The organism is Synechococcales cyanobacterium CNB (assembly GCA_030263455.1).
Taxonomy (GTDB): domain Bacteria; phylum Planctomycetota; class Phycisphaerae; order Phycisphaerales; family UBA1924; genus CAADGN01.
In genome coordinates this window covers 40,754-63,415 of record SZOZ01000004.1, presented here as the reverse complement: position 1 = coordinate 63,415, position 22,662 = coordinate 40,754, and the positions used below count along the sequence as shown (strand labels likewise).

General features: G+C 69.8%; 24 protein-coding genes. 10 read left to right on the top strand and 14 right to left on the bottom strand.

The genetic code is table 11. From position 1 onward, the window contains the following. Positions 1-5: 5 nt before the first annotated feature. Positions 6-1,031, bottom strand: a complete 1,026-nt coding sequence (locus FBT69_05415) for a carbon-nitrogen family hydrolase (protein ID MDL1904241.1) — start codon at positions 1,029-1,031, stop codon at positions 6-8. Here FBT69_05415 and FBT69_05410 point away from each other — a divergent pair. Next, entirely contained in the window at positions 849-1,562 is a 714-nt protein-coding gene (locus FBT69_05410; protein MDL1904240.1) for a septum formation inhibitor Maf, read from the top strand. The genes FBT69_05415 and FBT69_05410 overlap by 183 nt on opposite strands. A 319-nt stretch (positions 1,563-1,881) precedes the next feature. Beyond that, positions 1,882-3,063 (top strand): tetraacyldisaccharide 4'-kinase, encoded by a 1,182-nt coding sequence (locus FBT69_05405; protein MDL1904239.1) that lies wholly within the window; start codon positions 1,882-1,884, stop codon positions 3,061-3,063. 84 nt (positions 3,064-3,147) lie between these two features. On the opposite strand, the gene FBT69_05400 is transcribed toward FBT69_05405, so the two are convergent. The 4 genes from FBT69_05400 to FBT69_05385 all read right to left on the bottom strand — a co-directional run bounded on the left by FBT69_05400 (position 3,148) and on the right by FBT69_05385 (position 8,266). After that, a complete protein-coding gene (locus FBT69_05400) occupies positions 3,148-5,271 on the bottom strand; it encodes a hypothetical protein (protein MDL1904238.1) in 2,124 nt (707 codons plus the stop codon). An 11-nt stretch (positions 5,272-5,282) separates the two neighbouring features. Continuing rightward, positions 5,283-7,061 carry a hypothetical protein gene (locus FBT69_05395; GenBank protein MDL1904237.1) on the bottom strand — a complete coding sequence of 593 codons (1,779 nt, stop codon included), beginning with the start codon at positions 7,059-7,061 and terminating at the stop codon, positions 5,283-5,285. A 354-nt stretch (positions 7,062-7,415) separates the two neighbouring features. Then, positions 7,416-7,925: a hypothetical protein gene (locus tag FBT69_05390; GenBank protein ID MDL1904236.1), complete on the bottom strand. Its 510-nt coding sequence runs from the start codon at positions 7,923-7,925 to the stop codon at positions 7,416-7,418. Between the two features lie 14 nt (positions 7,926-7,939). Continuing rightward, the gene (locus tag FBT69_05385; protein ID MDL1904235.1) at positions 7,940-8,266 is read right to left on the bottom strand and encodes a hypothetical protein; all 327 of its coding nucleotides are present in this window, start codon (positions 8,264-8,266) and stop codon (positions 7,940-7,942) included. 600 nt (positions 8,267-8,866) lie between these two features. On the opposite strand from FBT69_05385, the gene FBT69_05380 reads away from it, so the two are divergent. Further along, positions 8,867-9,931, top strand: coding sequence for an AAA family ATPase (locus FBT69_05380; protein ID MDL1904234.1), 1,065 nt, complete (start codon positions 8,867-8,869; stop codon positions 9,929-9,931). Here FBT69_05380 and FBT69_05375 read toward each other — a convergent pair. After that, the gene (locus FBT69_05375; protein ID MDL1904233.1) at positions 9,918-11,834 is read right to left on the bottom strand and encodes a VWA domain-containing protein; all 1,917 of its coding nucleotides are present in this window, start codon (positions 11,832-11,834) and stop codon (positions 9,918-9,920) included. The two genes, FBT69_05380 and FBT69_05375, sit on opposite strands and share 14 nt — an antisense overlap. A 22-nt stretch (positions 11,835-11,856) precedes the next feature. Next, positions 11,857-12,510, bottom strand: coding sequence for an RlmE family RNA methyltransferase (locus FBT69_05370; protein ID MDL1904232.1), 654 nt, complete (start codon positions 12,508-12,510; stop codon positions 11,857-11,859). Between the two features lie 23 nt (positions 12,511-12,533). Here FBT69_05370 and queF point away from each other — a divergent pair, with 23 nt between their 5' ends. The 4 genes from queF (at position 12,534) to FBT69_05350 (ending at position 15,182) form a co-directional block, all read left to right on the top strand. Beyond that, positions 12,534-12,917 carry an NADPH-dependent 7-cyano-7-deazaguanine reductase QueF gene (gene queF / locus FBT69_05365; GenBank protein ID MDL1904231.1) on the top strand — a complete coding sequence of 128 codons (384 nt, stop codon included), beginning with the start codon at positions 12,534-12,536 and terminating at the stop codon, positions 12,915-12,917. A 118-nt stretch (positions 12,918-13,035) separates the two neighbouring features. Continuing rightward, complete coding sequence (locus tag FBT69_05360; protein ID MDL1904230.1) at positions 13,036-14,043, top strand: HD domain-containing protein; 1,008 nt, start codon at positions 13,036-13,038, stop codon at positions 14,041-14,043. Next, positions 13,992-14,756 carry a hypothetical protein gene (locus tag FBT69_05355; protein MDL1904229.1) on the top strand — a complete coding sequence of 255 codons (765 nt, stop codon included), beginning with the start codon at positions 13,992-13,994 and terminating at the stop codon, positions 14,754-14,756. Before FBT69_05360 ends, FBT69_05355 begins: the two co-directional genes overlap by 52 nt. 204 nt (positions 14,757-14,960) lie before the next feature. Continuing rightward, positions 14,961-15,182: a hypothetical protein gene (locus tag FBT69_05350; protein MDL1904228.1), complete on the top strand. Its 222-nt coding sequence runs from the start codon at positions 14,961-14,963 to the stop codon at positions 15,180-15,182. An 89-nt stretch (positions 15,183-15,271) separates the two neighbouring features. On the opposite strand, the gene FBT69_05345 is transcribed toward FBT69_05350, so the two are convergent. The 4 genes from FBT69_05345 to FBT69_05330 form a co-directional block, all read right to left on the bottom strand. Next, the gene (locus FBT69_05345; protein ID MDL1904227.1) at positions 15,272-15,967 is read right to left on the bottom strand and encodes a hypothetical protein; all 696 of its coding nucleotides are present in this window, start codon (positions 15,965-15,967) and stop codon (positions 15,272-15,274) included. Between the two features lie 13 nt (positions 15,968-15,980). Next, positions 15,981-16,610 carry a hypothetical protein gene (locus FBT69_05340; GenBank protein ID MDL1904226.1) on the bottom strand — a complete coding sequence of 210 codons (630 nt, stop codon included), beginning with the start codon at positions 16,608-16,610 and terminating at the stop codon, positions 15,981-15,983. Between the two features lie 21 nt (positions 16,611-16,631). Then, entirely contained in the window at positions 16,632-17,027 is a 396-nt protein-coding gene (locus FBT69_05335; GenBank protein MDL1904225.1) for a lipid A biosynthesis, read from the bottom strand. A 257-nt stretch (positions 17,028-17,284) separates the two neighbouring features. Beyond that, positions 17,285-18,112: a glycosyltransferase family 2 protein gene (locus tag FBT69_05330; protein MDL1904224.1), complete on the bottom strand. Its 828-nt coding sequence runs from the start codon at positions 18,110-18,112 to the stop codon at positions 17,285-17,287. Positions 18,113-18,292: 180 nt separating this feature from the next. On the opposite strand from FBT69_05330, the gene FBT69_05325 reads away from it, so the two are divergent. Both FBT69_05325 and iscX read left to right on the top strand, forming a co-directional pair. Further along, complete coding sequence (locus FBT69_05325) at positions 18,293-18,634, top strand: 2Fe-2S iron-sulfur cluster binding domain-containing protein (protein ID MDL1904223.1); 342 nt, start codon at positions 18,293-18,295, stop codon at positions 18,632-18,634. A gap of 16 nt (positions 18,635-18,650) precedes the next feature. Then, positions 18,651-18,887, top strand: a complete 237-nt coding sequence (iscX, locus tag FBT69_05320) for a Fe-S cluster assembly protein IscX (protein MDL1904222.1) — start codon at positions 18,651-18,653, stop codon at positions 18,885-18,887. Between the two features lie 12 nt (positions 18,888-18,899). Here the strand turns inward: iscX and FBT69_05315 are convergent, their stop codons facing one another. Continuing rightward, positions 18,900-19,907, bottom strand: coding sequence for a tetratricopeptide repeat protein (locus FBT69_05315; protein ID MDL1904221.1), 1,008 nt, complete (start codon positions 19,905-19,907; stop codon positions 18,900-18,902). A gap of 19 nt (positions 19,908-19,926) precedes the next feature. Next, positions 19,927-20,823 (bottom strand): deoxyribonuclease IV, encoded by an 897-nt coding sequence (locus FBT69_05310; GenBank protein MDL1904220.1) that lies wholly within the window; start codon positions 20,821-20,823, stop codon positions 19,927-19,929. 227 nt (positions 20,824-21,050) lie between these two features. On the opposite strand from FBT69_05310, the gene FBT69_05305 reads away from it, so the two are divergent. Then, on the top strand, positions 21,051-21,824 hold the full coding sequence (locus FBT69_05305) for an SDR family oxidoreductase (protein MDL1904219.1): 774 nt from the start codon (positions 21,051-21,053) through the stop codon (positions 21,822-21,824). On the opposite strand, the gene FBT69_05300 is transcribed toward FBT69_05305, so the two are convergent. After that, positions 21,815-22,639 carry an inositol monophosphatase family protein gene (locus tag FBT69_05300; GenBank protein ID MDL1904218.1) on the bottom strand — a complete coding sequence of 275 codons (825 nt, stop codon included), beginning with the start codon at positions 22,637-22,639 and terminating at the stop codon, positions 21,815-21,817. The two genes, FBT69_05305 and FBT69_05300, sit on opposite strands and share 10 nt — an antisense overlap. Between the last annotated feature and the right edge of the window lie 23 nt (positions 22,640-22,662).

The window sequence follows — 22,662 nt, the reverse complement described above, 5'->3', positions numbered from 1 at the left end:
CGATCTTACGCCCCGACCCGGCCTGCTCCCCCTCTCCGTGTCTCCGAGCCTGCGCGTGCGACTTCTTCGGAGAGCAGTCTGGCATCGCTCAGCGCGGGGAACACCCGCCTCCATTCCCGCACGGCCTGCACGTCCACGTCCACGCTCAACACGCCCTCCTCGTCCTTCAACTCGCCGAGCGTCTCGCCCTTCGGCCCGACCGCGATTGTCCCGCCGATGTAGTTCAGGTGCGGGTCGCGCCCGACGCGGTTCACGCCCAGCACGACCGCCTGGTTCTCGATGGCCCGAGCGATGAGCAGCGCCCGCCAGTGGTGCTGCCGTGCGTCGGGCCAGTTCGCCCCCAGCGCGAGAACCTCCGCCCCGCGCAACGCACCGATGCGGAAGAGTTCCGGGAACCGCAGGTCGTAGCAGACCGCCGGGCAGACGAGCGTCCGCTCTTCGTCCGCCCGCCACTCCCAGGTCTCGACGTGCCTGCCCCCCTCGAAGGCCTCGCTCTCGCGCCCGAAAGAGAACGGGTGGATTTTCGAATACTCACACACGAGCCTGCCGTTCGGCGCGAGGACGCTGGCCCGATTCTCCGCCTTCGCGCACCCGCACCCGTGAACCGTCCGTCCGCCCTGCACGTACACGCCGAGGTCTTCCGCCAGCCGGCGCAGGAAATCCAGCGTCTCGCCCGACTTGTCCGCGGTCGCCGAAACGTTGACGGAGAACCCGGAGTCGAACATCTCAGGGAGGAGCACGAAGTCGCCCGGCCGAACGTCCACGCCGTCCAGCAACGTCTCGACCCGCGCGAAGTTCGCCGGTCGGTCCTCCCACGCGATGTCCATCTGCACGAGGTGTGCGCGCATATGACGAACTGTAGCGCAACAGCCCGATTCTCGATCAACCGCGCCCAGCGCGGGCGGTACACTCACGCGATGGCCGGCGCATCCACGAACGCACCCGTTCGCCCGGCCACGCTGCCGCGACTGATCCTCGCCAGTTCCTCGCCGCGCAGGCGCGAGCTGCTCGCACGCCACGGCGTCGCGCATGAGGCGGTCGATCCCGCGATCGACGACGCCCTGCTCAGCCCAGGCTCCGTCCCGCCACACGCCTGGGTGGCGTCGCTCGCGTACCTCAAGGCGGCTTCCGTCGCCGCCTCGCTCGACGCCGCGGACGCCGCGGACGCCGCGGTCATCCTCGCCGCCGACACCCTCTGCTTTAAGGACGGGGAACTCCTCGGCCAGCCCCGCGACGAGGCCGACGCGGAGCGGATCATTCGGATGCTCCAGGGCGGCTCGCACCGGGTGCTGACGGGGGTGGCACTCGTTTGCCCACGCACAGGTCGGCGAGACCTCTTCACCGACCCGGCCACCGTTTCTCTCGGAATCGTGGGCGACGACCGGATCGCGGGGTACATTGCCTCGGGGGGCTGGCGCGGCAAGGCCGGGGCGTACAACTACGCCGAACGCCTCGCCGATGGCTGGCCTCTCTCCTGCGACGGCGACCCCGAGAGCGTTATGGGGCTGCCGGTTCGCAGGGTGTTGCAGCGGCTGGAGACCTTCGCCCGCTCCGCCGCCTGAGGCCCGTGCGTGACCCAGATCGCCACCACACCGATCCTGCCGGCTTGGTTCGTGCTGCCGCTGGCGATCGCCACGGTGCTTGTGATCTCCGCGCACCTGGCCGCGATGCAGCACGCCGAGATGCCCGCGACTCGCCGCAGGCTGCGCCAGGCGAACGGCGTGGTGATGCTCGTCGCGACGCCGATGCTCGCCTACGCCTTCGGCATCGCCACGACCCGCGACCCGCGGACTTTCGCCATGGTCTGGACGGCGTGCACGGGGCTGCTGGGGATGATCGTCCTGCTCGCCGGGCTGGATATCCTGAACAACCTCCGCCTCTATGCCTCGCAGCGGCGCGACCTTGAGGCGCGTGCCGCCGCCCTGCGGGCACACCTCGCCCGACTCGCCTCAAGCGCCGCCGCAGCGTCCGCCGATGAGCAACCACGCCCCGAGCCAGTCGGCGACACGCCCCGCGACCAGCGCGGCTCCCCCCCCCGGCGCGGTTGATCGCCCGATCGTGCCGGGCCTTCCCGGGAGGCTGGCGGCGATGGTCTATGGGGCGGCCATCGCCCGGCGCAACCGGGCCTTCGACGCGGGGCGCGGCGTGGTCACGCTCGACCGGCCCGTCATCAGCGTCGGCAACCTCTCCACGGGGGGAACGGGCAAGTCGCCCATGGTCGCGTGGATCGTGCGCGCACTCCGCGACGCCGGACACGACCCGTGCATCGCCATGCGCGGCTACCGCTCCCGCGACGGCCTCTCCGATGAGGCCGAGGAATACCGCGCCGCCTTCGACGACCTGCCCGTCGTCGCCCGCCCGCACAGGCTGCACGGGTTGATCGAACTCTTCGCGAGCGAACGCGGCGAACGGGTGGACAGCGTCGTGCTCGACGACGGGTTTCAACACCGGCGCATCGCGCGCGGGCTGGACCTGGCGCTCATCGACGCCACGCGCGACCCGTTCGCGGACGCCCTGATCCCGGCGGGACGCCTGCGCGAGCCGGTCGGGTCGCTCCGCCGCGCCACGCACGTCGTCATCACCCATGCCGAGCGCGTCGAGCCGGACGTGCTGGCGCGCCTCGCGCAGGGCATCTCGCGTGTCCATGGTCGCCCGCCGATCGCCGTCACCGAGCACGCGTGGTCCGAACTCCGCATCACGGATTCGAGCGGCGTCCGCGCCGAACCGGTCTCTTGGCTGCGCGGCCGGCACGTGCTGGCTGTGTGCGCGATCGGCAACCCCGCCCCGTTCCTCGGGGGCGTTCAGGAACGTGGAGCGCACGTCGTCGACGCGATCGTCCTGCGCGACCACGACCGCTACGCGCCCCGGACCATCTCGCGGATCGTGAGGCGCATCGCCGCCTCTTGCGCCGAGGCGGTCGTCACGACCGCCAAGGACTGGACCAAACTTGCCCGGCGCGACCTCTCTGCTCTGGGAGTCCCCGTGGTGCGTCCCACGCTTGAACTCCGCTTCCGCGAGGGCGAGTCCGCGCTCCGAGCGATCGTCTCCGAGCCGCCGGTGTGAGCCGGGGGAGCCGGTTCGGGCAACCGTGTCGGCGCCGGCACGATCGGCCGCTTTGGCCCGATCGCGGTGCGTCCGACGCTGCGATCACGTCAATGCTGTGAGGTTCTGGACTTCCCACGCTCCGCCCGGTACCCAGGTGTAGCGCACCGCTTCGCCGTCGGCCGTCGCACCGAGCACGTTGATCGACCCGGTCGCGGCCGATGTGACACCGCGGATCGTGCCGACGGGCAGGGGCGCATCCGCGATCTCGTCGCTCAGGGGCGAGATCACCCATTCCGCCATCCCCGGCGCCCACCAGTAGATGACGAGCGCACCGCCGCCGTCGATGCCGGCGACGTTCAGTCCGCCCCACGACGTGACGTAACTCGTCATACTCCCCGCCGTGAGCGGCGGCCCGCCGAACTGGTCGGAGAGATTGTTGGTCAGCCAATCGCCACCGAACTCTGGCACCCACCACGTCACGAGCACCTTCCCGGCCGAGTTCGTTCCGGCGAGGTTGATCCCGCCCCATGCGGTGAGATACGCGGTCAGTCCTCCGGAGAGCGCAGGCGCGCCTGTGATCTCGCTCAGGTTGTCCACGCGCCAGGAATCCATCCCCGGCGCCCACCACACCGCCTGGATCGCGCCGCTCGCGTCCAGGCCCGCGATGTTCATGCCGTTCCACGACGTGACGTAACTGATCAGCTCGCTCACCAGCTCGGGCATCTCCTGCCCGTTGGCCCGCAGATGGCTCTCGGCGATGTTCTGGAAGGCCCATCCGTACGAGCCTGGGCCGCCCGCGCCCGTCTGGGCGAAGTGCAGCAGGTCGCCGTCCGCATCCAGCCCGGCGATGCCGACCCGGTTGTCGGTCGAGATGAAGACCGTGACCGCCCCTACGACGCCGCCCGCGCCCGAGAGTTCCGTGGTCAGGTTGCGCACGCTCCACTGGCCCGCCGGGTTGCGCATGTAGAGCAGCAGCCCCTCGTCCGACGCCGCGGCCGCGTAGGTCCGGCCGTCCTTCGGATCAGTCCAGGTCTCGATCGGCCCGGTGGGCACCGGCCCGCCCGCCGTCGCTCGGATGTCCACGACCTCCCACGTGCCCAGGCCCTGCTCCTGGAACGCGATCGGCACGCCGTCGCTGTTCATGGTGGTCACGGTCATCAGGCCGGTCGGCGACGCGCTCCCGTTCACGACCGCGCCATCGGCGACGACGTTCGCCGGCGGCGGCGCGTCCCCGGTCAGTTCGGCACGCTTCGCGTCGAGTTTGACGTTCGTGCCGGCGACGATCGTCACGTCGGACACCTTGATCTTGCCGGTCGAGGTGTCGGTGAACGTGACGCGGTACTCGCCGCCGGGAAGCTGGATCTGGTAGTTGCCCGCCGCGTCGGTGGTGTAGGTGCCGGCGATCGTGCTCGGGTCGTCCTTCGGGCTGACGTCGATGCGCACGCCGCCGTACCCCTCGCCGACGTTGTAGAACGAGTTGTTGTTCGCGTCGTGATAGACGACGCCGAGCAGCCACGTCCTCGTGCTGAAGCCCGATGCACCGAAGACCTGCGTAAAGTACGAGCGGAACTCGAAGCCACCGCCCGCCCCCGGCAGGAAGAACCCCGTGCCGAACTCGTCGTAGTGGAACGTCTCGGTGAACGTGGACCACAGGCTCAGCACGTTCTTGCGGTGCCCGACCGAATCCAGCCACGCCTTGTGGGCGTCGTCGATCGTGTTGTATCCGACCGCGATGTTCTCGCCGACCGAGCCGGTGTACCCCTCCTTGTCGGCACGCTGCTGGGCACGGTCGCCGTCCGGGTTCTCGTGGTCGAAGAAACTCCGCTGCGCCATGTCGAGGCTGTGGTTGCGCGAGATGGTCGTCAACTCCGGCACGAGCGCGAGCGGTTCCTGCGGCACGAGCCTCGCCAGTTCTTCCGCGCTCAGGTCCGCCGTCAGGTCCAGCCCCAGCCGTGCCGCTTCCGCGGCCGGGTCCGAGCGCGCACGGTTCACGAGCTCGAGCATGTAGACCTCGTTGGCCGTCCAGGCGAAGAGCAGCACGCGCCCCTCAAGCCCCTCGAACGCCGCACGTGCATGACCCATCCGTGCCATGAGGCCCTCCCGCGCCATCCGCGCTGTTCCGTCAAGGTACCGACGACGATGCGATCGGTGCAAGCGGGTCAGATGGATCACAATCGTCAAGCAAATCCTCGTGCGGAGCTTCCTCTCCGAATGTCCACTGTCCATGGGTCCGTCGGCTACCACGCCCTCAGGTCAACCGTCACCCGTCCCGGTTCCGCCTGCCACGGCAGCATCCTGCGCGGCCAGGCCGTGCGGCGACCCTCCTCGCCCGTGAATCGCTCGATCGCCAGTCTCAGCAGGCCGCTGGCTTCGATGCACCGCGCCGGGATCGGTACGGCAACCGTCCAGCGATCGCGCCCCCTCGTGACGGCCAGGCTCGCTTCGGAACCCGTCGCGCCATCGCCCGTCCACGCCGACAACTCGTCCACGAATGAGCCGTCCGACGCGATGCGCAGCACTGCCTTCGCCGCGCCGTACGGCCCGAGCCAGACCCGCACGGCATCCGGGCCTGCGTCTCCCCCTTTCGTCATGCACTCGACGTAGAGCGTCCATTCGCCCACTCCTGTCGCGCCGCCACCGGTGACGCCTCGCTGGAGCATCGCCACGCTGAGCGTGTCCGGCGCGGGTATCGCGCCTGCATCTTCGCGCCCTGTGATCCAGGCCGCGAGCGTCCAGTCGTGCAGCAGCGGGCCGCAGCGCAGGCCCGGCGGCAGCGCGATCAGCGCCCCGGAGGCAACCGGCAGGCGCAGTGCCCACGGCCCGCAGTTGGCGTCGATCGAAGAGGCGGGCGTCGGACCGCGCCGCACCGCCACGCCCGCGAGATCGTGCCCGTTCGCGGGCAGGGGGATCGTGAATCTCGCCGTGCTCAGGCCGGGCACGGGCGTCGGCTCGGGCGCGCCCGTGCCCCCCCCCGCGGCCCGCGTCAGCCAGCCGAGCGTCGCCGCGTCGCGGAGGTTCGCCACGCCGATCGTCGCGACCGCCTCGCCGGTCACGGCCATTTCGCGCCCGGCGTCGTCGATGACCCACGCTGTCGCGCCGGGCAGCGTGTCGAGCCATCGCGTCGCTCGTGCCGCGAGCGCCTCACCCCGCAGCCCCGGGTCGAGCAGGTCGGCGAGAAGCGACTCCAGCGCGGTCCCGTCCTCGGGCCAGACCGGCGCGATCGTGCCGTCGCCGAAGTCCGCAGAGGCGGTCAGCGCGCGGCGCACCCGCTCGGCCGCCGCCGCGTCGGCGTCCCAGAGCCGTGCGAGCGCAACCTGCCACCGCGCCTCCATCTGGCGTGCCAGCGCTTCGAGGATCGACGCCCCCCTCGATTCGCCGGGCCACCCCCCCCCCTCGAAGCCTTCGGCGTTCAGACCCATCGTCGCCAGCCGCCAGCGCCAGCGCAGCGTCGGGCTTCGCTTCTCCGGCTCGATCAGCCGCTGGTAGCGCGCCGACGACCACGCGGCCGCCCCGACCGGACTGGCCCACGCCGGATGCCCCCCCCCTTCGTCGGTGAGCGACGCCGGGACCGGATGCCACGCCGTGGCAAGCCGCACCCCCTCCACGCTCACCGCTCGCCCCTCGGCGTCCGGCGGCAGGTCGAACACCACCGCCCACGCGCCCACGGAGCGAGGCAGCACGCCCGACAAAGGTGGCGTCGCCGACCATTCGCCCGGGTCGGACAGCCAACCGCCCGTCACCGGCTCATGCCGAACGCCGATCCAGACGAGTTCAGCGTCGAGCGCACGCCCGTCATCGAGCCGCACCGACGGCCTGCGACGCGGGTCGATCGCGCCGGAAATCTCGACCGGCACGACCGCTGTGTATCCCGCCAGCAGGTCCACCCGCGGCTCAACGGCCCGCAGGTGCATCGCAACCGACCCGCCGCGCGCGCCATCCCCCGTGCCGCAACCGCCCGCCAAGCACGGCCACAACGCCGCCAGCCCGATCACCATGGCAGCCGCCACCCGACCCATCGCGCCCTCCGTGCCCGTGCCCCCCTGGAGGGCACTCTACCACGCGGAGCGGCGAGCAAAGGGCCAAATCGCCAAAGGGCCAAATCGCCAAACGAGACGAGAGTGCGCCGGAACTGAAGTGGATGAGGTCCGCGCCACGACCGTCGGCCTACCCGCTCTCTCTCCCTACCCGTCCTCTCCGACGGTCGTGCGCTCACCGCACGCCGATCGTTCACCGCGGACGTGCCACCGACCTCGGCTGCTCTGAGCCGAGGTCGGTGCTTTTCGTCATCAACGCCGAACCCCGGAAGCACCGACCTCGCGGAGCCGAAGCCGGCGGCGCGAATCTCTGTGCCAAGTCGCCGATATCCAACGTCACTCTTTGAGTTCTGCTTGAAACTCCTGCAACCACATCTTCAGCTCGTGGCATTCAGAATCGGCAAAGGGCTTGATAACGTGTATCGCACAGATCGCCAAGATGAAATCCATCACCCACGCCAACGCGCAGATGAGGATTCCAATTGCCTTGATCCAGCCCGACTCGCCGCTCAATCCGAACACGAACGCTCCGAGAATCCAAAAAAGCATGGCGAGGGCCAGGTAGACCGGAAAGAGAGTTGCCGTCAGTCTTTCCACTTTGTTCGGTATCGGCCGTGCCTGGGCGAGAGTCCGCTCGTAGTGCCTGAGTTGCTGCTCGGCGTTAGGTGGGAGTGCTGCACGCTCTTCCTGCGAGCGGCTCGCTAGCGCGGCGCGGCATTCCTCGATGGAACTCTTCGCGATTGAAAGCGGCGAGGCCAACATCTCTGAGCAGTGCTTCCCGATCGACGGTCCAAAAGCGACAAACGCGGCGTGACTACCAATCACAACCGCAAATAATGACTCCATGCCAATGTCCCCGTTCAGAGCACAACATCGGCGGGATGGCGCCGAACGCTCAATCGTGTCGGCGCGATTCGCTTTCCGATTTCGGCGCCCCCACGGCAAGAGGCGCGGGCGGTGGGTGCGACGGCGCGGGCGTCGGCGGCACTCCGCTCGGTCAATGTAATCGCCGTGTCAACTGCTTCGATGTGCTCCTTCGGCGCTTTCTGCCTGAAGTGAGCGAAGAGCGGCTGGACGCGGCGGGCGCATCGTGCGGCGAAGGCCACGCGCGCCCAGCGGGGGAGTGCCTGCAGATATTCCTTGGTCGGCAGGTGCGCGCCGTCGGGGCGATCGGGTGTATCGGGCATGGCTGGCCTCCGGCCGCGGCGGGGGACGGGGGAGACGAGGGGGCCGTCCCTCGCCTGGGGAGTATAACGGGGGCGGACGGGAGGAACGCGGCGGGCGCAGAGCGAGGACGTGGCCTTTCCCTGCGGGGCGTGGCCTTTCCAGGCCCCGCGGCGTGCGTCCCACCGCGTCATCTTCGCGCACTTCGCGGCCTTCGCGTTCCGATCCCGCCGATTATCGGCCCGCGCCCGGACCCCCGAGTCGCCGCTGCAACGATCGCAACGCGCGCTTCGGTCCGCGCAGCGCGCGTTTTGGTCAGCGCAGCGGCCGCTTCGACGATCGCAGCGCGCGTTTCGGTCAGAGCAGCGGCGGCTTCGACGAGCGTAGCGAGCGTTTCAGTGAGCGCAGCGGCCGCTCGGACAGCCGCGACGGGGCCTGGAAAGGCCCCGCCCCTCTTCCCTTGATCCCCATCCTCCGCGTCCTCCGCGTTCCTCTCCGCGAACTCCGCGTTCCTTCCTGATCTGCCCATTTGCTATTTGCTATTTGCCCCTTTGGCCATTTGGCCCTTTGCTCCCCGCCCCCTCACCCCCTCCGTCCCCGAACCCCTGTACCATCCGCCACACATGCCGGATCCCAACTCCAATCCCAAGACCCCCGACGAGGCCGCGCAGGCCGCGGAGCGGTTCCGCGCCGATTTCGCAGCCGTCCGCGAGCAGATCGGCCGCGCCGTCGTCGGTCACGCCGACGTCGTCGAGGGCGTCCTGATCGCCCTCTTCGCAGGCGGCCACGTTCTCCTCGAAGGCGTGCCCGGCATCGGCAAGACGCTCCTCGTGCGCACGCTCGCCCGCGCTCTCGACCTCTCGTTCTCCCGCATCCAGTTCACCCCGGACCTCATGCCCGCCGACGTGACCGGCACGACCGTGGTCGTCGAGTCCGAGGCCGAAGGCGGCTCGCGCACCCGCGACTTCGTCTTCCGACCCGGTCCCGTCTTCGCGCAGATCCTCCTCGCCGACGAGATCAACCGCGCCACGCCCAAGACCCAGTCCGCCCTCCTCGAAGCGATGCAGGAGCGGAGCGTCACGGTTGCCGGCACGACGCACCCCCTGCCCGAGCCGTTCTTCGTGCTCGCCACGCAGAACCCGATCGAGCAGGAGGGCACCTACCCGCTCCCCGAGGCCCAACTCGACCGCTTCTTCTTCAAACTGCTCGTCGGCTCGTCCACGCGCGCGGACCTGGCCGAGATTCTGGACCGCACCGCCACCGGCCGCACCACCGAGGTGCAGCGCGTGCTGGAGGCGGGCACGATCACGGCCCACCAGCGGCTGGTGCGACGCGTCGCCATCGCCCCGCACGTACGCGACTACGCCGTGCGGCTCGTCCTCGCCACGCACCCGCACTCGGAGGCGTTTCGGGCCGAGCAGGCACGCGAGCGGTTCGCTACGCCGATGGTCGAGAAGTACGTCCGGCTCGGAGCCTCGCCTCGCGCTGCCCAGGCCCTCGAGCTGGGCGGCAAGGTCGCCGCGCTCCTTGACGGTCGCGCCGCGGTGAGCGTGGACGACGTGCGTCGCGTCGCGCCCGCTTCGCTGCGCCACCGCATCATCCTGAACTTCGAGGCCGAGGCGGAGGGAATCTCCTCCGATGCCATCGTCCGCAACGTGCTCGACACGCTCCCAGTCAGCGCGGCCTGACCCGCATCCCCAGAGCGTAAAGCACCCATTCCACCGCCAGCAGCAGCCCCGCCGCGAGCACGAACCAGGGCCAGATTTCGCGCGGCGCCGCGGGAGTCTCGCCCGGACGCGCCGAGGCCACGGGACGGCCGCTGATCGAGAGGGCATCGGCCGTGCGCAGGAGCGATTCGTTCTCATTCAGCAGGTTGACGGCGATGGGCGCGCCGGACCCCACGGGTCGATGCACGCCCACCCGCGAGATCACGCCGAGGTTCACCGGCTCCCCGCCCGGCACAGGGGGGGGGAGCGACACAGCCTCGTCCGTGCGAAACGCGACGCCCGCCTCCGCCTCGCCCCGCAGCGTCAGCACGTCCACCGCGTTGGCGACGAAGATCGGGAAACTCACGTGAACAGGCCATGTTGATCGCGCCAGTTCGAACCCGACCGCGATCCGCTGCACCCCCCGTTCCCCTACCAAGGCGATCGCCGTGCCGCCCGGTCCCCGGGCCAGCTCCTCGAAGCGCGTTCCCGGCGAGGATCCGTCGTGCGTGAACCATGCCGCAGGCTCGTACCGCACCGCATCGAGCGAGACGTGCCGCATCACCGGGTGCGTTCGCTGCCACGTGAGGAACGACAACAGCCGCGGTTCGGCGGGCGCGACGCGCAGCCCCGGCGTAGGCGGCCCCGGTCCGAACGCCAGCGTTGCCACCGGCGGCAGCGTGCGCGGGCGAGAACCGTCGAACACCACCAGGTCGATCCCCGTCAGCAGCGATGCGCCCAACTCGTCATACCGCGACGCCTCGACCTCGATCAGCGAAGCAGGGTCAAGTTCACGCAGCACGTCCGCCAGCAGCCATTCCCCCGGCGGGTCGCCGTCCGGCCGCACGATGAGAATGCCCGGCCGAGTTGCAGGCGCCAGCATCAGCGACGCGGTGTCGTCCGACGCCAGCAGGTCCGCCCGGTCCAGCCGCACCGTGACGAGCGCTGCCTCGCGCGTCGTGATCTCGAACGTAAGCGAGGCACGCCCGACGCCCGAGCCGTCGTCGTCCGACAGTGCCACGGGCACGCGGTCGTACTCACGCTCGTTGATGAGCAGCACGGCCGGCAGCGCAACCCCCGGCGGCCCCACCAGGCGAGCGAACACCCGCACCACCGCGGGGTCGCGGAAGTCGCGCCGGGCCGCGAGTGCGACGATCCCCACGTTGTCAAAGGGGGGGGCCGGCTCGCCGTCCCGTGCCGGTCCAGCCCTCCGGAACCGCACCTCCGTCGCCGCCACGGCCAGCGGCTCGCCCGCCTCGAACCCGCCGTCGGAGCAGAGCGCCACCAGCATGCGCGCTCCCTCCGTCGTTTCGTCCGAGTCCACCGGGGCGAACGATTCAGCCAGCCGGAGCGCGCCCCGTACGTCCGCCGGCTGGTCCGTCGGCGTGATGCGCCCGAGCGCCTCCCGCACCACTCGCAGGTCCGTCGTCGGTCCCGCGAGCGTTTCCGCCGAAGCCGCGAACGCCACCAGCACCACAACGGGACGCGACGGCGCACGCGCGATCTCGTCGAGGAACGCCGAGGCCGCATGCAGGGCATCCTCCAGCCGCGTGCCCCCGCCCTCCCCGTCGCGGCCGGACATGCTTGCCGAACGGTCGATGAGCATGACGACCATGTCCGGCGCGGTCGCCGCCCCGTGGACCGCCGGTCGCCCCAGCGCGCCCGCCAGCAGCAGCAACGCCGCCAGTTGCAGCAGCAGGAGCCAAGACGGGCGGATCATCCGGAAGGGCACGTTGACCTGCAGGTCGCGCACCGCCCGCGTCCACAGCATCGTCGAACTCACCCGCACGGGCCGGCGCCGCAGTTTCAGAAAGTACAGCAACAGCAGCGCAGGCCCAGCCAGCGCCAGAGCGACAATCGCGGATGCGGGGGCGAGGAAGGTCATGCGTCAGTGCCGAGCGGTCCGTTCATGGTGTGGCCACACGGCTGTCCGTGTGCGGCGGACGGTACCCCTCCGCTACAAGGTACGTCTCGCGCGACGGCCCCCGGCTCGCCTTCGGCTTGAACAGCCGGGCCGACGTGAACCGGCCGCGGGCCTCGCCAAGCAGGGGGGGGGTTTCCGCTCCTTCCAGCGTCTTCATCACCAATCGCCCGCTCGGAGCGAGCAGCCCGGGCAGGGCGTCCAGCAGCGACCGGCACAGCCGGGCAGAGACCAGGTCGTCGCCGTGGCCCGTCGTGCTCGGGGCCATGTCCGAGATCACCGCGTCGAATCGCCCGCCCGCGAGGGTCACGAGGGCCGTGGAGTCCAGCGACCTCACGTCCGCGACCACCGTGCGCACGTTCGCGGGCATCGGGTGCCGGACAGCCGAGAGGTCGAACCCCACCACGACGCCGCGAGGCCCGACCAGTTGCGATGCGACCTGCAGCCAGGAGCCTGGGGCGCACCCCGCGTCGAGCACGCGCTGCCCCGGCCGAAGCAGCCGGAAACGCTCGTTGATCTCCAGCAGTTTGTAGGCCGACCGGGCGAGATACCCTTCGCGCTTGGCGCGGAGGAAATACTCGTCGTGCAGCACGCGGCGGGCCACGCCGGATCGTAGGGTTAGCCGATCGTCTGCCAACAGGCGGCGGGTTTCGGAGAGGCGTCATGCCGAACGCGGGATTGCTGGAAGTCTTCGAATCGCCCGGCGAAGAGCCGTACGTCATCGAACACGTGGCCGAGGAGTTCACCTCGCTCTGCCCCGTGACCGGGCACCCCGACTTCGGCACGGTGACCGTCCGCTACCGGCCGCGCCCGCGTCGCGAGGGCGGCGCATGCGTCGAACTCAAGAGCCTCAAGCTCTACTACCAGTCGTTCCGCTCCGAGGGCATCTTCTACGAGGCCGTCACAAACCTCATCCGCGACGACCTCGTCCGCCTCATGCGCCCCGCGTGGCTGCAGGTCCGCACCGATTGGCGCGGTCGCGGCGGCATCCGCTCCGTCATCCGCGCCGACCACGGCGACGTGCCTGAGGAGTATCGGGGGAAGTGACGGAGGCGATTGGCCGTCGGCCATGTCTCACAGCCCCTGACGCCCCGTGCCTGATCCCCGGCGCCTCTCCGGCTACCATCGACCACGGCGCGGGAGCGCGTCTCGGAGGGCACGGCGGATGCCGAGCGAATCGAACGGGGAGCGGCGCTACATCGCGGAGTTCGGGCCGACCGAGCGCGTCGAGGGTGTCTTCGCCATCACGAACGCCCAGCTCGGCCGCACGCGACAGGACAAGCCGTACCTGCGCTGCCTGCTCAGCGACCGCACCGGCGAACTCCCCGGCCGCATGTGGTCCATCGACGAGGCGACTTTCCGCCGCCTCCCCACCGACGGCTTCGTCTGGGTGCAGGGTGAGACGCAGCCGTACCAGGGAGAACTGCAGTTCATCATCCACTCGATCGACCCGCACGAACCGACCCCGGAGCAGATGCGGGAACTCCTCCCCGTCTCGACGCGCGATCCGGAGGAGATGTTCCGCGAACTCGTCGGCCTGCTCGAAACCGTCCGCCACCCCGCCATGCGTGACCTCGTCGGCGCGTACCTCGAGGACGAGCACCTCATGGAGGCCTTCCGACGTGCGCCCGCGGCGAAGAGCATGCACCACGCCTACCTCGGCGGCCTGCTCGAACACACGCTGAACCTGCTGCGCCTTGCCGACGCCGTCTGCCCGCTCTACCCCAAGATCAACCGCGACATCGTGATGGTCGGCCTCTTCCTGCACGACCTCGGCAAGACCCGCGAACTCGTCTACGACCGGGCCTTCGGCTACTCCGACCGCGGCGAACTCATCGGCCACATCGTCGAGGGAGCGATCATGCTCCACGACAAGGCCCAGCAGGTCATGGCGCGCACCGGCCGTCGCCTTCCTCCCGGCGCGCTCATGGTCCTCCAGCACATCATCCTCTCGCACCACGGCGTCCCCGAGTACGGCGCGGCCAAGGTGCCCTCCACGCCCGAGGCCATACTCGTCTCGATGCTCGACAACGTTGACGCAAAGACCACGATCGCCCTGTGCGCCGCTCGCCCGGACCGGACAGCGGCGTTCGACCTCGGCGGCAACTTCACCGAGCGCCAATGGGCCTTGGACACGAAGTTGTACCGACCGGACCCGCTCGCGGAGGGTTGACCATGTCCGACCAGTCCGCCATCACCGTGAACTTCGGCCGCCCGATGCCGCTCTTCCCGCTGGACGCGGTCACGCTCCTTCCGCAGCAGGTGCTCCCGCTGCACGTCTTCGAGGAGCGGTACCGTCAGATGGTTTGCGATGCCCTCGACGGGCCTGGACAGTTCGCCATGGCCGTCTTCGAGGGCGATCGGTGGAAGCAGGACTACCACGGCCGACCACCGCTCAAGCCCGCCGTCTGCATCGGGCAGATCGTCCAGCACGTGCGCACGCCGGACGGTCACTACAACCTGCTTCTGCAGGGTGTCTGCCGCGCCCGCATCGTCCGCGAGCTTCCCGCCCGCGAGGGCAGGCTCTACCGTGAAGCGATGCTCGCCCCCATCGGCGACGGCGGGGGGGGCGAATGCGGCGAACTCGAACCGATGCGCCGATGGCTCGAAGACGCCCTCGCCGAAGGCCCGCTCGCCGGCATGGCCGCCGCCGAACCGGTACTCGCGCTCGTCCGCGACGAGGACATCCCCACCGCGGCAGTCATCGAACTGGTCGGATTCACGCTCACCAGCGACCCCGCCTTCAAGTACCGCCTTCTCTCGGAAGGCAACGCCGTCAAGCGAGCCGAGATGCTCCGCGTTGAACTCGAGGCACTTTGCAGACTGATCGAGCGAGCCGGTCGCCAGCGACCGGGCGACTGGCCCAAGGGGTGCAGTTGGAACTAGAAGAGTCGGCCTGCGTTAGGCATTCAGCCGCTGAAACCAAGCCTGCAACCTAGCAAACGCTAGCATGTATCGCATGATGGCTGAACCGGCAGGGTGATCCGCCGGTACGAAGTGCTGGGCAGGCAAGTCTCAGGAAAGGAGGCGGCCGTGGGACGGTTCAATCGCATGAAGCAATGTGGCGTGCCGCTTGTCATCGTCGCGGGCATGCTCACGGCCGGGGGGATGGGCGGATGCAGCAACGCGGGTGAGGGCGCGGTCTCGGGGGCCGCCCTCGGTGCGCTCGCCGGCATGGGACTCGGAAGCCTCACGGGCGATATGGGCAAGGGCGCGGCCGCGGGCGCGATCATCGGCGGCGTCGGCGGCGCGATCATCGGCGACCAGAACGAACGGCGCGACAACCGCGGCAGTTCCCGCAGCGACTGGTAGGCCACGATGCGTCCGCTTCGGGCGTGCAACGAACGAGACTCCTTCTTCGGGGACGCGGCAGGAAGCCTGCCGCGTCTTTTTTCCTATCCTCAGAACCCGTAGGGGTCGTCGATCACGTTCCGCCTGCGCCGACCCGTCGGCTCCGGCGCGCCGACCGCCGCCCGGCAGGCCTCTTCCAGACGCTGGTGCATTTTTTCGTGGTCCGGGTGCGCGTCGAGGAACTCAAGCAGGTCGTCGATGCGCCATTGCGGAGGATCGTCCGGCTTCAGGCGCGCGATCGCCGCGTCGCCCAGGGCCTCGGCCGCCATCTCGAACCACGCCGCATGGGGCGCGCCGGTGTCCGAGGGAGGGAGCACCTTCGCCCGGATCGTCTGTGGCCCGACCGCTACCATCGGCCACAATCCCGCCTTCGTTGTCGGCTCGCGGCAGAGCACGAGCGCGGGCACGCGATGTCGGTCAGCGAGCTCGCGCAGCGTACGCGCATCCGCCCCGATCATCGGCGGCTGCACGAGATACCGCCCTGCCACCAGCCCGCGAGGCACGTCCTCAGGGCGGGAGACCACGAACACCCGGCCGGCGTCGATCGCCATCAGCCGCTTCTGCCGGCGTGCCTCCTGCAGCGGCAGGCAGATTCGCGCCATCCGCTCGAAGTCCTCGGCGCGGTGCGCCATGTACAGCGCGCGCAGGCACAGCGACTCGGCCTCGAAGTACTCCGTCCTCGCGAGCGCCTCGGAGGCCCGCTCCATCGTCTCGTCGATCCGTGCGGCGGCGCGTGCGTCGTGCATGGGTCGGAGGCCTTCACTGCTCGCCTTGGGCGTTGCGAATCGCCTCCGCGAGGCCCGTCAGCAGCTCACGCCACCGGCCCGCTTCCTCGCTCAGCTCGTACCGCAGCGCGTCGGCCAGCCCCGAAAGGTCATCCGCCGCCACGCACCGACGCACCTCCTCCAGCTGGCGCGACAGGCTCGCCACCGATTCGTCCACCCTGATCTCTTCCCCCTTCACCACGACCGACGCCTCCGTCAGGTCGAACCCGAGCAGGTGCGAGACCCGCTGCACCAGGTCTCGCACCGCGTCCCACACGCCGAGCGCCACGCCCAGCGCCTGGTACGCCTCCGGCGATCTCCCCTGGTCGATGTGATCGGCGGCGAGCAGTTGCTCCGCCCCGGCCTGCTCCAGCGCATCCGCAGCCTCCATGAGCGTGACGCGCAGGAACACCGCCGGTTCCGCCGAGGTCATGCGCAGTTCCGTGAACGAGCCTGTGTGCGAGGCGGGGTTGTCGAGCAGTTCGCCCGGCACCGGCTCGCCGTCCGCGATCACCTCGACGATCAGCCGCCCCAGTTCCTCCGCGCGCGCCGTCCCGGCGCGCAGGCCCTGCTCCAGCGTCGCGGCGTCGCTCAGCAGCTCGGCCTCGTCGAAGATCACTCGCATGGCTTGCCTCCCGGGTCCGTGTTACCGCTGCGCCGCGACCGGCTCCGGCGCGGCCGCAATCTCCCGTGACTTCGCCTCGTCGCGCCGAACCCGCCGGTTGTGCTTGTGAATCAGCCGAAGGTTGCGGGCGTAGATCACCACGCCGGTGGACTGCCCGAGCACACCGACGATGTCCGTGCGCCAGACGAAGTACGCGAACAGCGTCACGCCCCCGAAGAAACTCATCCACCAGAAGACGGCCGGCACCACCGAGCGGCGCGACTTCTCGCTCACCACCCACTGCACGAGCATGCGCCCGAAGAAGCACGCCTGCCCCGTCAGTCCCACGACGATCCAGACGAAGTTGCCCCACGAGGAGATGTTGAAGAACCCGAGCAGCGTCCGCTCCAGCGCGGGCCGCGCCTGCCATGCCCTCATGCGGTCGTTCACGATCGCCTGGAACCGGCCGTCATCGATCCAGGAGATGGCTTCGAGGTCACGGTCGCCGACGAAGTGGTATTCGAACCCCCCCGCGTCGCTCGCCCGCTGCTCGACGCCGACCCGGGCCGCCCCGAGCGAGAGCTCGATCCGTGCGGCCTCCGGGTCGATGCGCTTGAGTTTCCGCAGCGTGGGCTGCAGAACCAGCCACACGCCCACGAGGAGCAGTACGACCATCGCGATCACCGGCCCCGGCTTCATCGCGAGGCCTCCTGGGGCGTCCGCGCGGCGATGACAGGCGCGGAACCTGCGGCTCGCTCGACCTCGACGCACTCCACCGGCCTCCGGCGCGATCGCATCCACCGGACCGCGAAGCAGTCGATCAGCCCGGGGATCGCCCGCTGCGCGATCCCCATGCCGTACTTCGTCTCGCCCGCCGCACGCGGCCTGTGGTTTACAGGCATCTCGACCACCGTGTAGCCGAGGTGTCGCGCCGTCACCGGGATGAACCGGTGCGCGCCGCGAAACTCGAGCGGCAGTGCGAGGGCGACCTCGCGCCGCATGATCCGCAGCGAGCAGCCCGTGTCACGGATCGTGTCCCCGAGCAGCCATCGCCGGAACACTCGCCCGACCACCGATCCCCATCGACGCACCGCAGAATCGCGCCGCGCCCGCGAGCGATCCCCCTGCACGAGGTCCGCGCCCGACGACCGCATGAGATCGAGCATTGCGGGAAGATCAGCCGGGTCATTCTGCAGGTCCGCGTCGAGTGTCGCGACGAGTGGCCCTCGCGTTGCCCGAAACCCCGCGTGGAACGCCGCCGACTGGCCGTTGCCCTTGCCGGGCGGCGTTCGCAGCATGGACACGCACCGCAGGCTGGGCCTATCCAGCATCAGGTTCTCTACCGTTGCCCGGGTGCCGTCCGTGGATCCGTCGTCCACGATCACGATCTCGTAGCGAATCCCTGCCGGGGCGAGGGCGGCCTCGATCTGGCGGACCAGTTCCGCGATGTTCTCCCGCTCGTTGTGCGCCGGGGCAACGACGGAGAGTTCCGGGAGGGCATGGATTGGGCCGGGCGCGGGCATGATGGGGAGGAAAGGATAGGTCCGGGCTGGGTTGCACCCGGTGTTCGGGGTCATAGGGAGGGCGGCCTACAGTGGAATGAGTCTAAGACGCAGCATCCATGCTTGATTCAGGAGCGCGACTCGATGCACCTGCGACGATCCGACCACGACCACGGCCCCCCGACCGTGCCCGTCAAGTTCATGCTCGAAGACCCGGAGGGCCTCACAGGGACCGAGAAGGCCGAGTGGGACGTCCTCGCCGCCAAGGGCGAACACCTGCTCGAAGTGGCGATCGAGGCCGGCATCAACATCGAGCACGCCTGCGGCGGCGTGTGCGCCTGCTCCACCTGCCACGTCTATGTTGAGAAGGGCATGGACTCGCTCTCCGAGGCCACCGAGGCCGAAGAGGACCGCGTCGAGGAGGCGCCCGGCCTGCAGCGCAACAGCAGGCTGAGTTGCCAGTGCGAGATCGAGGGGGAAGGCCCGATCATCGTGCGCGTTCCGGCATGGAACCGGAACGCGGTGAAGGAAGTGCCGCACTAGCGAGGAGAGCGCACCGATGAGCGACCGTTTTCACTGGCTGGACGTGGACCGCATCGCCGAGGAACTCGCCGGCCGCTTCCCCGACACGGACCCGGAAACCGTCGGCTTCGTGCACCTGCGAGATATGGTCCGAACGCTGCCCGGCTTCTTCGAAGACCCCGCCCACCCCGTGAACGAACGCATCCTCGAAGCCATCCAGGCGGGGTGGACCGAAGAGTACCACGACATGCGCGGCGATGACGACGACGAGTGACCGCGCAAAGCGTCATCCGTACCGCGTCAGCAGTTCCACGATCTTCGGCTGGTTCCGCTCGATTCGCAGCGAACGCCGCAGCGCGTCCAGCGCCTCGTCCAACGCGGCCCGGTCCGTCCGGTCCGACCACAGGTACCTGTTCAGCAGGCACACCGCGATGCCGTTGTGCGCAGGGTAGTGGCTCGGGTCCATGGCGACCGCGGCTCGGAAAGACGCCAGCGCCTGGTCGTAGTGCCCCGCACGGAAGTACGCAGACCCGAGCCGCTCGTGAGCCTGCGCGCTCGGCCGCTGGTGGATGACCTCTCGCAGCGTCGCCGCCATGTCGTCGTAGCGTCCGACCTTGCCGTAGGAATCGGCGAGGTTCAGCATGATCTCAGGCGACATCACCATCAGTTCCGCCGCGTAGTGGTACTGTGTGATCGCGTCCGCGTGCCGGTCCAGTGCGGCGTAGATCGCGCCGAGATTGACCCGCGCCGGACCGTCGGACGGGTCCACCCGCACCGCCTGCTCCGCGTACGGCAGGCCCTGCGCCGCCTCGCCGAGTTGCAGGAACGCCGTGCCAAGGTCGCGGTTGGCGGCGAAGTCCATCGGCCGGATCGCCAGCGCACGAAGGTACGCCCGCACGGCCTCGCTCAGCCGGTTCAGCAGTTGCAGCGTCAGCCCGTGCCCATAGTTCGCGTCGAAGTCCGACGGAGAGAGCCGCACCGCCTCCGCGTAACGCTGCTCGGCGGTGTTGTAGTCGCCACGCTGCCGATAGATTTCCCCGGCGCCGAGGTATGCCACCGTCAGCGTCGGGTTGATCGCGATCGCCCGCTCGAACTCCGCGAGCGCGGCCTCGTCCAGCCCCTGCTCGCGAAGACGCTGGCCGAGGTCCGCCGCCTCCGCGGCCTTGTCGCGCTCCGCTGCGCTGCGCGCCAGCGCCTCCGCGCGCTCTCGCTTCCACCCCGAGCAACCCGTCAGCGGCCCGGCCGCCGCGAACGCGAGCAACACGGCCACAACGCGGGAGTTCGATCGTCTCATGGTGGCGCCTCGGGTTCTCTCAGGATTCCTGCAGCCGTCGCAGCCGGCGGAGGTTGATCGTGTCGTGCGGCGTGCCCCTGGGCGAGTTCCCCTTGGGGGTTTCGAGAATCTTCGGTACGGCACGGAGCGAGGGACGGTTCACCACCGCCGCGAACCCGGACCGCGCCAGCCGGTCGGCCCGCGTCGAGCCGCCGATTGTCCCTTCGCCGATGTGGGCGTGCCGGTCGAGGCGGCTGCCGACCGCTCCCTTGGAATCGTTGAGATGGACCACGCGCATGAGTCCCTCGCCGCAGATCGAGTCGAAATCGTCGAGCACCCGGGCTGCGCTCTCGCGCTCGGACAGGTCGTACCCGCCCGCGTGCGCGTGGCAGGTGTCGAAGCAGAACGCGACCCGTGCAGGGTCCACGCCCTCGCCGAGGATCATCGACCGGAGCCGGGCCAGTTCTTCGAAGGTCCGCCCGAGGTTCGTCCCCGACCCGACCGTGTTCTCCAGGCACGACACCGTGCGATACCCCTTCGTCCGTCGGAAGAGTTCGCGGTACGCCCGGGCGATGCGGGACAGCCCAGCGTCCGTCTCGCCGTCCGTCGCGGCCCCGGGGTGGTGGACCAGGAACGGAATGCCCAGAGCCTCGCACCGCTCGATCTCGACCTGCATCAGGTCGACGGACTTCGCGTGCAGGTCCGCGTCCGGGCTGGCGAGGTTGATGAGGTACGAGGCGTGGCTGACGGTGCGCTCACGCCATCCGAGCCGTGCGACCTCGGCCGTCCAGTCCGCGACCTGTGCGCCGTCCAGCGGAGGCGCCTTCCACTGTTGCTGGTTCTTCGTGAAGACCTGCACGCACTGCATCCCGAGCCGCTCCGCTTCGTGGAGAGCGTTCGTCATGCCACCGGCGATCGAGAGGTGCGAGCCGAACATGGCGGGAGTAAGCGGCGAAGAGGCGGAGTGACGAAGTGGGGGATTGACAACGGGTCGAGCAGTGTAGTCGGCGGCGGCCGTACAACGCGCGGGGCGCTCCCACTCCCGGGGCCGGGCCTTGCAGGCACCGTTCTGCGCTGCTTGTCTCCCCACCGTTCTCGCGCTGCGCTCTCTGTCTCTCGGCGGTGAATAATCCGCCACCCAACGGCGAACACAGGGAGTCAGCGATGCACGAGCGGCTTGACGGGCGGATCGCGGTAGTGACCGGGGCGAGCGCGGGCATCGGCGAGGCCATCGCCCGCGACCTCGCCTCACACGGCGCGCGCGTCGTGCTCAACGCACGCCGCAAGGCGAAGCTCGACGAGGTCGCCGCCCGCATCGGCCCCGACCGTGCCGCCATCGTCCCCGGCGACGCCGCGGACCCCGCGGTCATCAACGCCATGTTCGACGCCGCTCGCCGGCGATTCGGCACGGAGGCCGACCTCGTTGTCGTCAACGCGGGCCGCGGCCTGAACGGCTCCGTCACCACGTCCGACCCCGAGCAGTGGGAGGGGATGATCCGCACGAACCTTCTCGCCGCGGCACGCCTGATGCGCGAGGCCGCCGCTCGCCTGCTGGCCGATATCGAGAACGGCCCCGGCTGGCAGCAGGAAGCCCACGATATCGTCGTCATCGGCTCCAACGTCGGCCGCCACATCTCCCCTTTCAGTTCCATGTACGGCTCGACCAAGTTCGCCGTGAACTCGCTCGCCGAGGCACTGCGCCGAGAGATCGGGCCCAAGGGCGTCCGCGTCACGCTCATCGAGCCGGGCTTCGTTCGCTCCGAGTTCCAGGGCGTCGCCGGCTACGCCGAGGATTGGTTCGCCGGCGTCGTGGACCGCATCGGGCCCGTCCTCACCCCCGAGGACGTCGCCGAACTCGTCAGTTTCATCGTCAGCCGCCCACCCGCCGTCAACGTCTGCGACGCACTCATCAGGCCGACGCGGCAGGACTATCCGTAACGACCGGTGCGAGGATCGCCCACCCGCAGCGTTGCCAGCAACTCCTCATGGATCAGCCCGTTCGTCGACGCCCCGTCCGGCCCGTAGGCCGACGCTCGGCCGTGCCAGTCTGTGTACCGCCCGCCCGCCTCTTCCAGGATCACCGTCATCGGCGCCACGTCCCACGGCTTGATCGACGGCTCCACCGCCGCCTCCGCGCGGCCGGTCGCCACGAGCAGGTGCGCGTAGCAATCGCTCCACCCCCGCGTGCGGGCGAACGCCCGGGCCAGCCGCGCGAACACCGCCTCCCGGCCCGCCTTCGCGAAGTAATCGAACGCCGTCATGACCAGCAGCGACTCGCGCAGCGTCTGTGTCGTCGAGACCCGTGCCGGCGCGGCCTCGCGCGACTCCGGCGTCGTGTGCCACGCGCCGTGCCCGCGTGCCGCGTGCACCGTCTCACCCAGCGCGGGCATATGGATCACGCCCGCCACAGACGCGCCGTCCCGCTCGACCGCGATGAGCGTCCCGTACAGCGGCACGCCGTGCACGAACGACGCCGTGCCGTCGATGGGGTCGATGAGCCATCGGTATCCGGAAGTCCCCGGCCGCTCGCCGTGTTCTTCGCCGAAGACGCCGTCGTCCGGGAAGACCCGTTCGAGGGCATCGCGGATGAGCGTCTCGGCGTCGCGGTCGGCGTCGGTCACGTGCGAGCCGTCGTCCTTCGCATCCACCGCGAACCGGCGCGAGCGGAACGCCCGCAGCGTCAGTTCGCCCGCCTCGCGCGCGCACTCCCGCGAGAACTCAAGGCGAGCGAAGATCGGGTCCACCTCGGGCATGGCGCATGGTAGGGAAACTCGAG

Coding starts and splice junctions, on each gene's coding strand:
- FBT69_05410 (MDL1904240.1), top strand. CDS start 849: ATGACGAACTGTAGCGCAACAGCCCGATTCTCGATCAACCGCGCCCAG.
- FBT69_05415 (MDL1904241.1), bottom strand. CDS start 1,031: ATGCGCGACGCCGTGGCGTGCGAGCAGCTCGCGCCTGCGCGGCGAGGA.
- FBT69_05405 (MDL1904239.1), top strand. CDS start 1,882: ATGCCTCGCAGCGGCGCGACCTTGAGGCGCGTGCCGCCGCCCTGCGGG.
- FBT69_05400 (MDL1904238.1), bottom strand. CDS start 5,271: ATGGACAGTGGACATTCGGAGAGGAAGCTCCGCACGAGGATTTGCTTG.
- FBT69_05395 (MDL1904237.1), bottom strand. CDS start 7,061: ATGGGTCGGGTGGCGGCTGCCATGGTGATCGGGCTGGCGGCGTTGTGG.
- FBT69_05390 (MDL1904236.1), bottom strand. CDS start 7,925: ATGGAGTCATTATTTGCGGTTGTGATTGGTAGTCACGCCGCGTTTGTC.
- FBT69_05385 (MDL1904235.1), bottom strand. CDS start 8,266: ATGCCCGATACACCCGATCGCCCCGACGGCGCGCACCTGCCGACCAAG.
- FBT69_05380 (MDL1904234.1), top strand. CDS start 8,867: ATGCCGGATCCCAACTCCAATCCCAAGACCCCCGACGAGGCCGCGCAG.
- FBT69_05375 (MDL1904233.1), bottom strand. CDS start 11,834: ATGACCTTCCTCGCCCCCGCATCCGCGATTGTCGCTCTGGCGCTGGCT.
- queF (MDL1904231.1), top strand. CDS start 12,534: ATGCCGAACGCGGGATTGCTGGAAGTCTTCGAATCGCCCGGCGAAGAG.
- FBT69_05360 (MDL1904230.1), top strand. CDS start 13,036: ATGCCGAGCGAATCGAACGGGGAGCGGCGCTACATCGCGGAGTTCGGG.
- FBT69_05355 (MDL1904229.1), top strand. CDS start 13,992: ATGGGCCTTGGACACGAAGTTGTACCGACCGGACCCGCTCGCGGAGGG.
- FBT69_05350 (MDL1904228.1), top strand. CDS start 14,961: ATGCTCACGGCCGGGGGGATGGGCGGATGCAGCAACGCGGGTGAGGGC.
- FBT69_05345 (MDL1904227.1), bottom strand. CDS start 15,967: ATGCACGACGCACGCGCCGCCGCACGGATCGACGAGACGATGGAGCGG.
- FBT69_05340 (MDL1904226.1), bottom strand. CDS start 16,610: ATGCGAGTGATCTTCGACGAGGCCGAGCTGCTGAGCGACGCCGCGACG.
- FBT69_05335 (MDL1904225.1), bottom strand. CDS start 17,027: ATGAGGGCATGGCAGGCGCGGCCCGCGCTGGAGCGGACGCTGCTCGGG.
- FBT69_05330 (MDL1904224.1), bottom strand. CDS start 18,112: ATGCCCGCGCCCGGCCCAATCCATGCCCTCCCGGAACTCTCCGTCGTT.
- FBT69_05325 (MDL1904223.1), top strand. CDS start 18,293: ATGCTCGAAGACCCGGAGGGCCTCACAGGGACCGAGAAGGCCGAGTGG.
- iscX (MDL1904222.1), top strand. CDS start 18,651: ATGAGCGACCGTTTTCACTGGCTGGACGTGGACCGCATCGCCGAGGAA.
- FBT69_05315 (MDL1904221.1), bottom strand. CDS start 19,907: ATGAGACGATCGAACTCCCGCGTTGTGGCCGTGTTGCTCGCGTTCGCG.
- FBT69_05310 (MDL1904220.1), bottom strand. CDS start 20,823: ATGTTCGGCTCGCACCTCTCGATCGCCGGTGGCATGACGAACGCTCTC.
- FBT69_05305 (MDL1904219.1), top strand. CDS start 21,051: ATGCACGAGCGGCTTGACGGGCGGATCGCGGTAGTGACCGGGGCGAGC.
- FBT69_05300 (MDL1904218.1), bottom strand. CDS start 22,639: ATGCCCGAGGTGGACCCGATCTTCGCTCGCCTTGAGTTCTCGCGGGAG.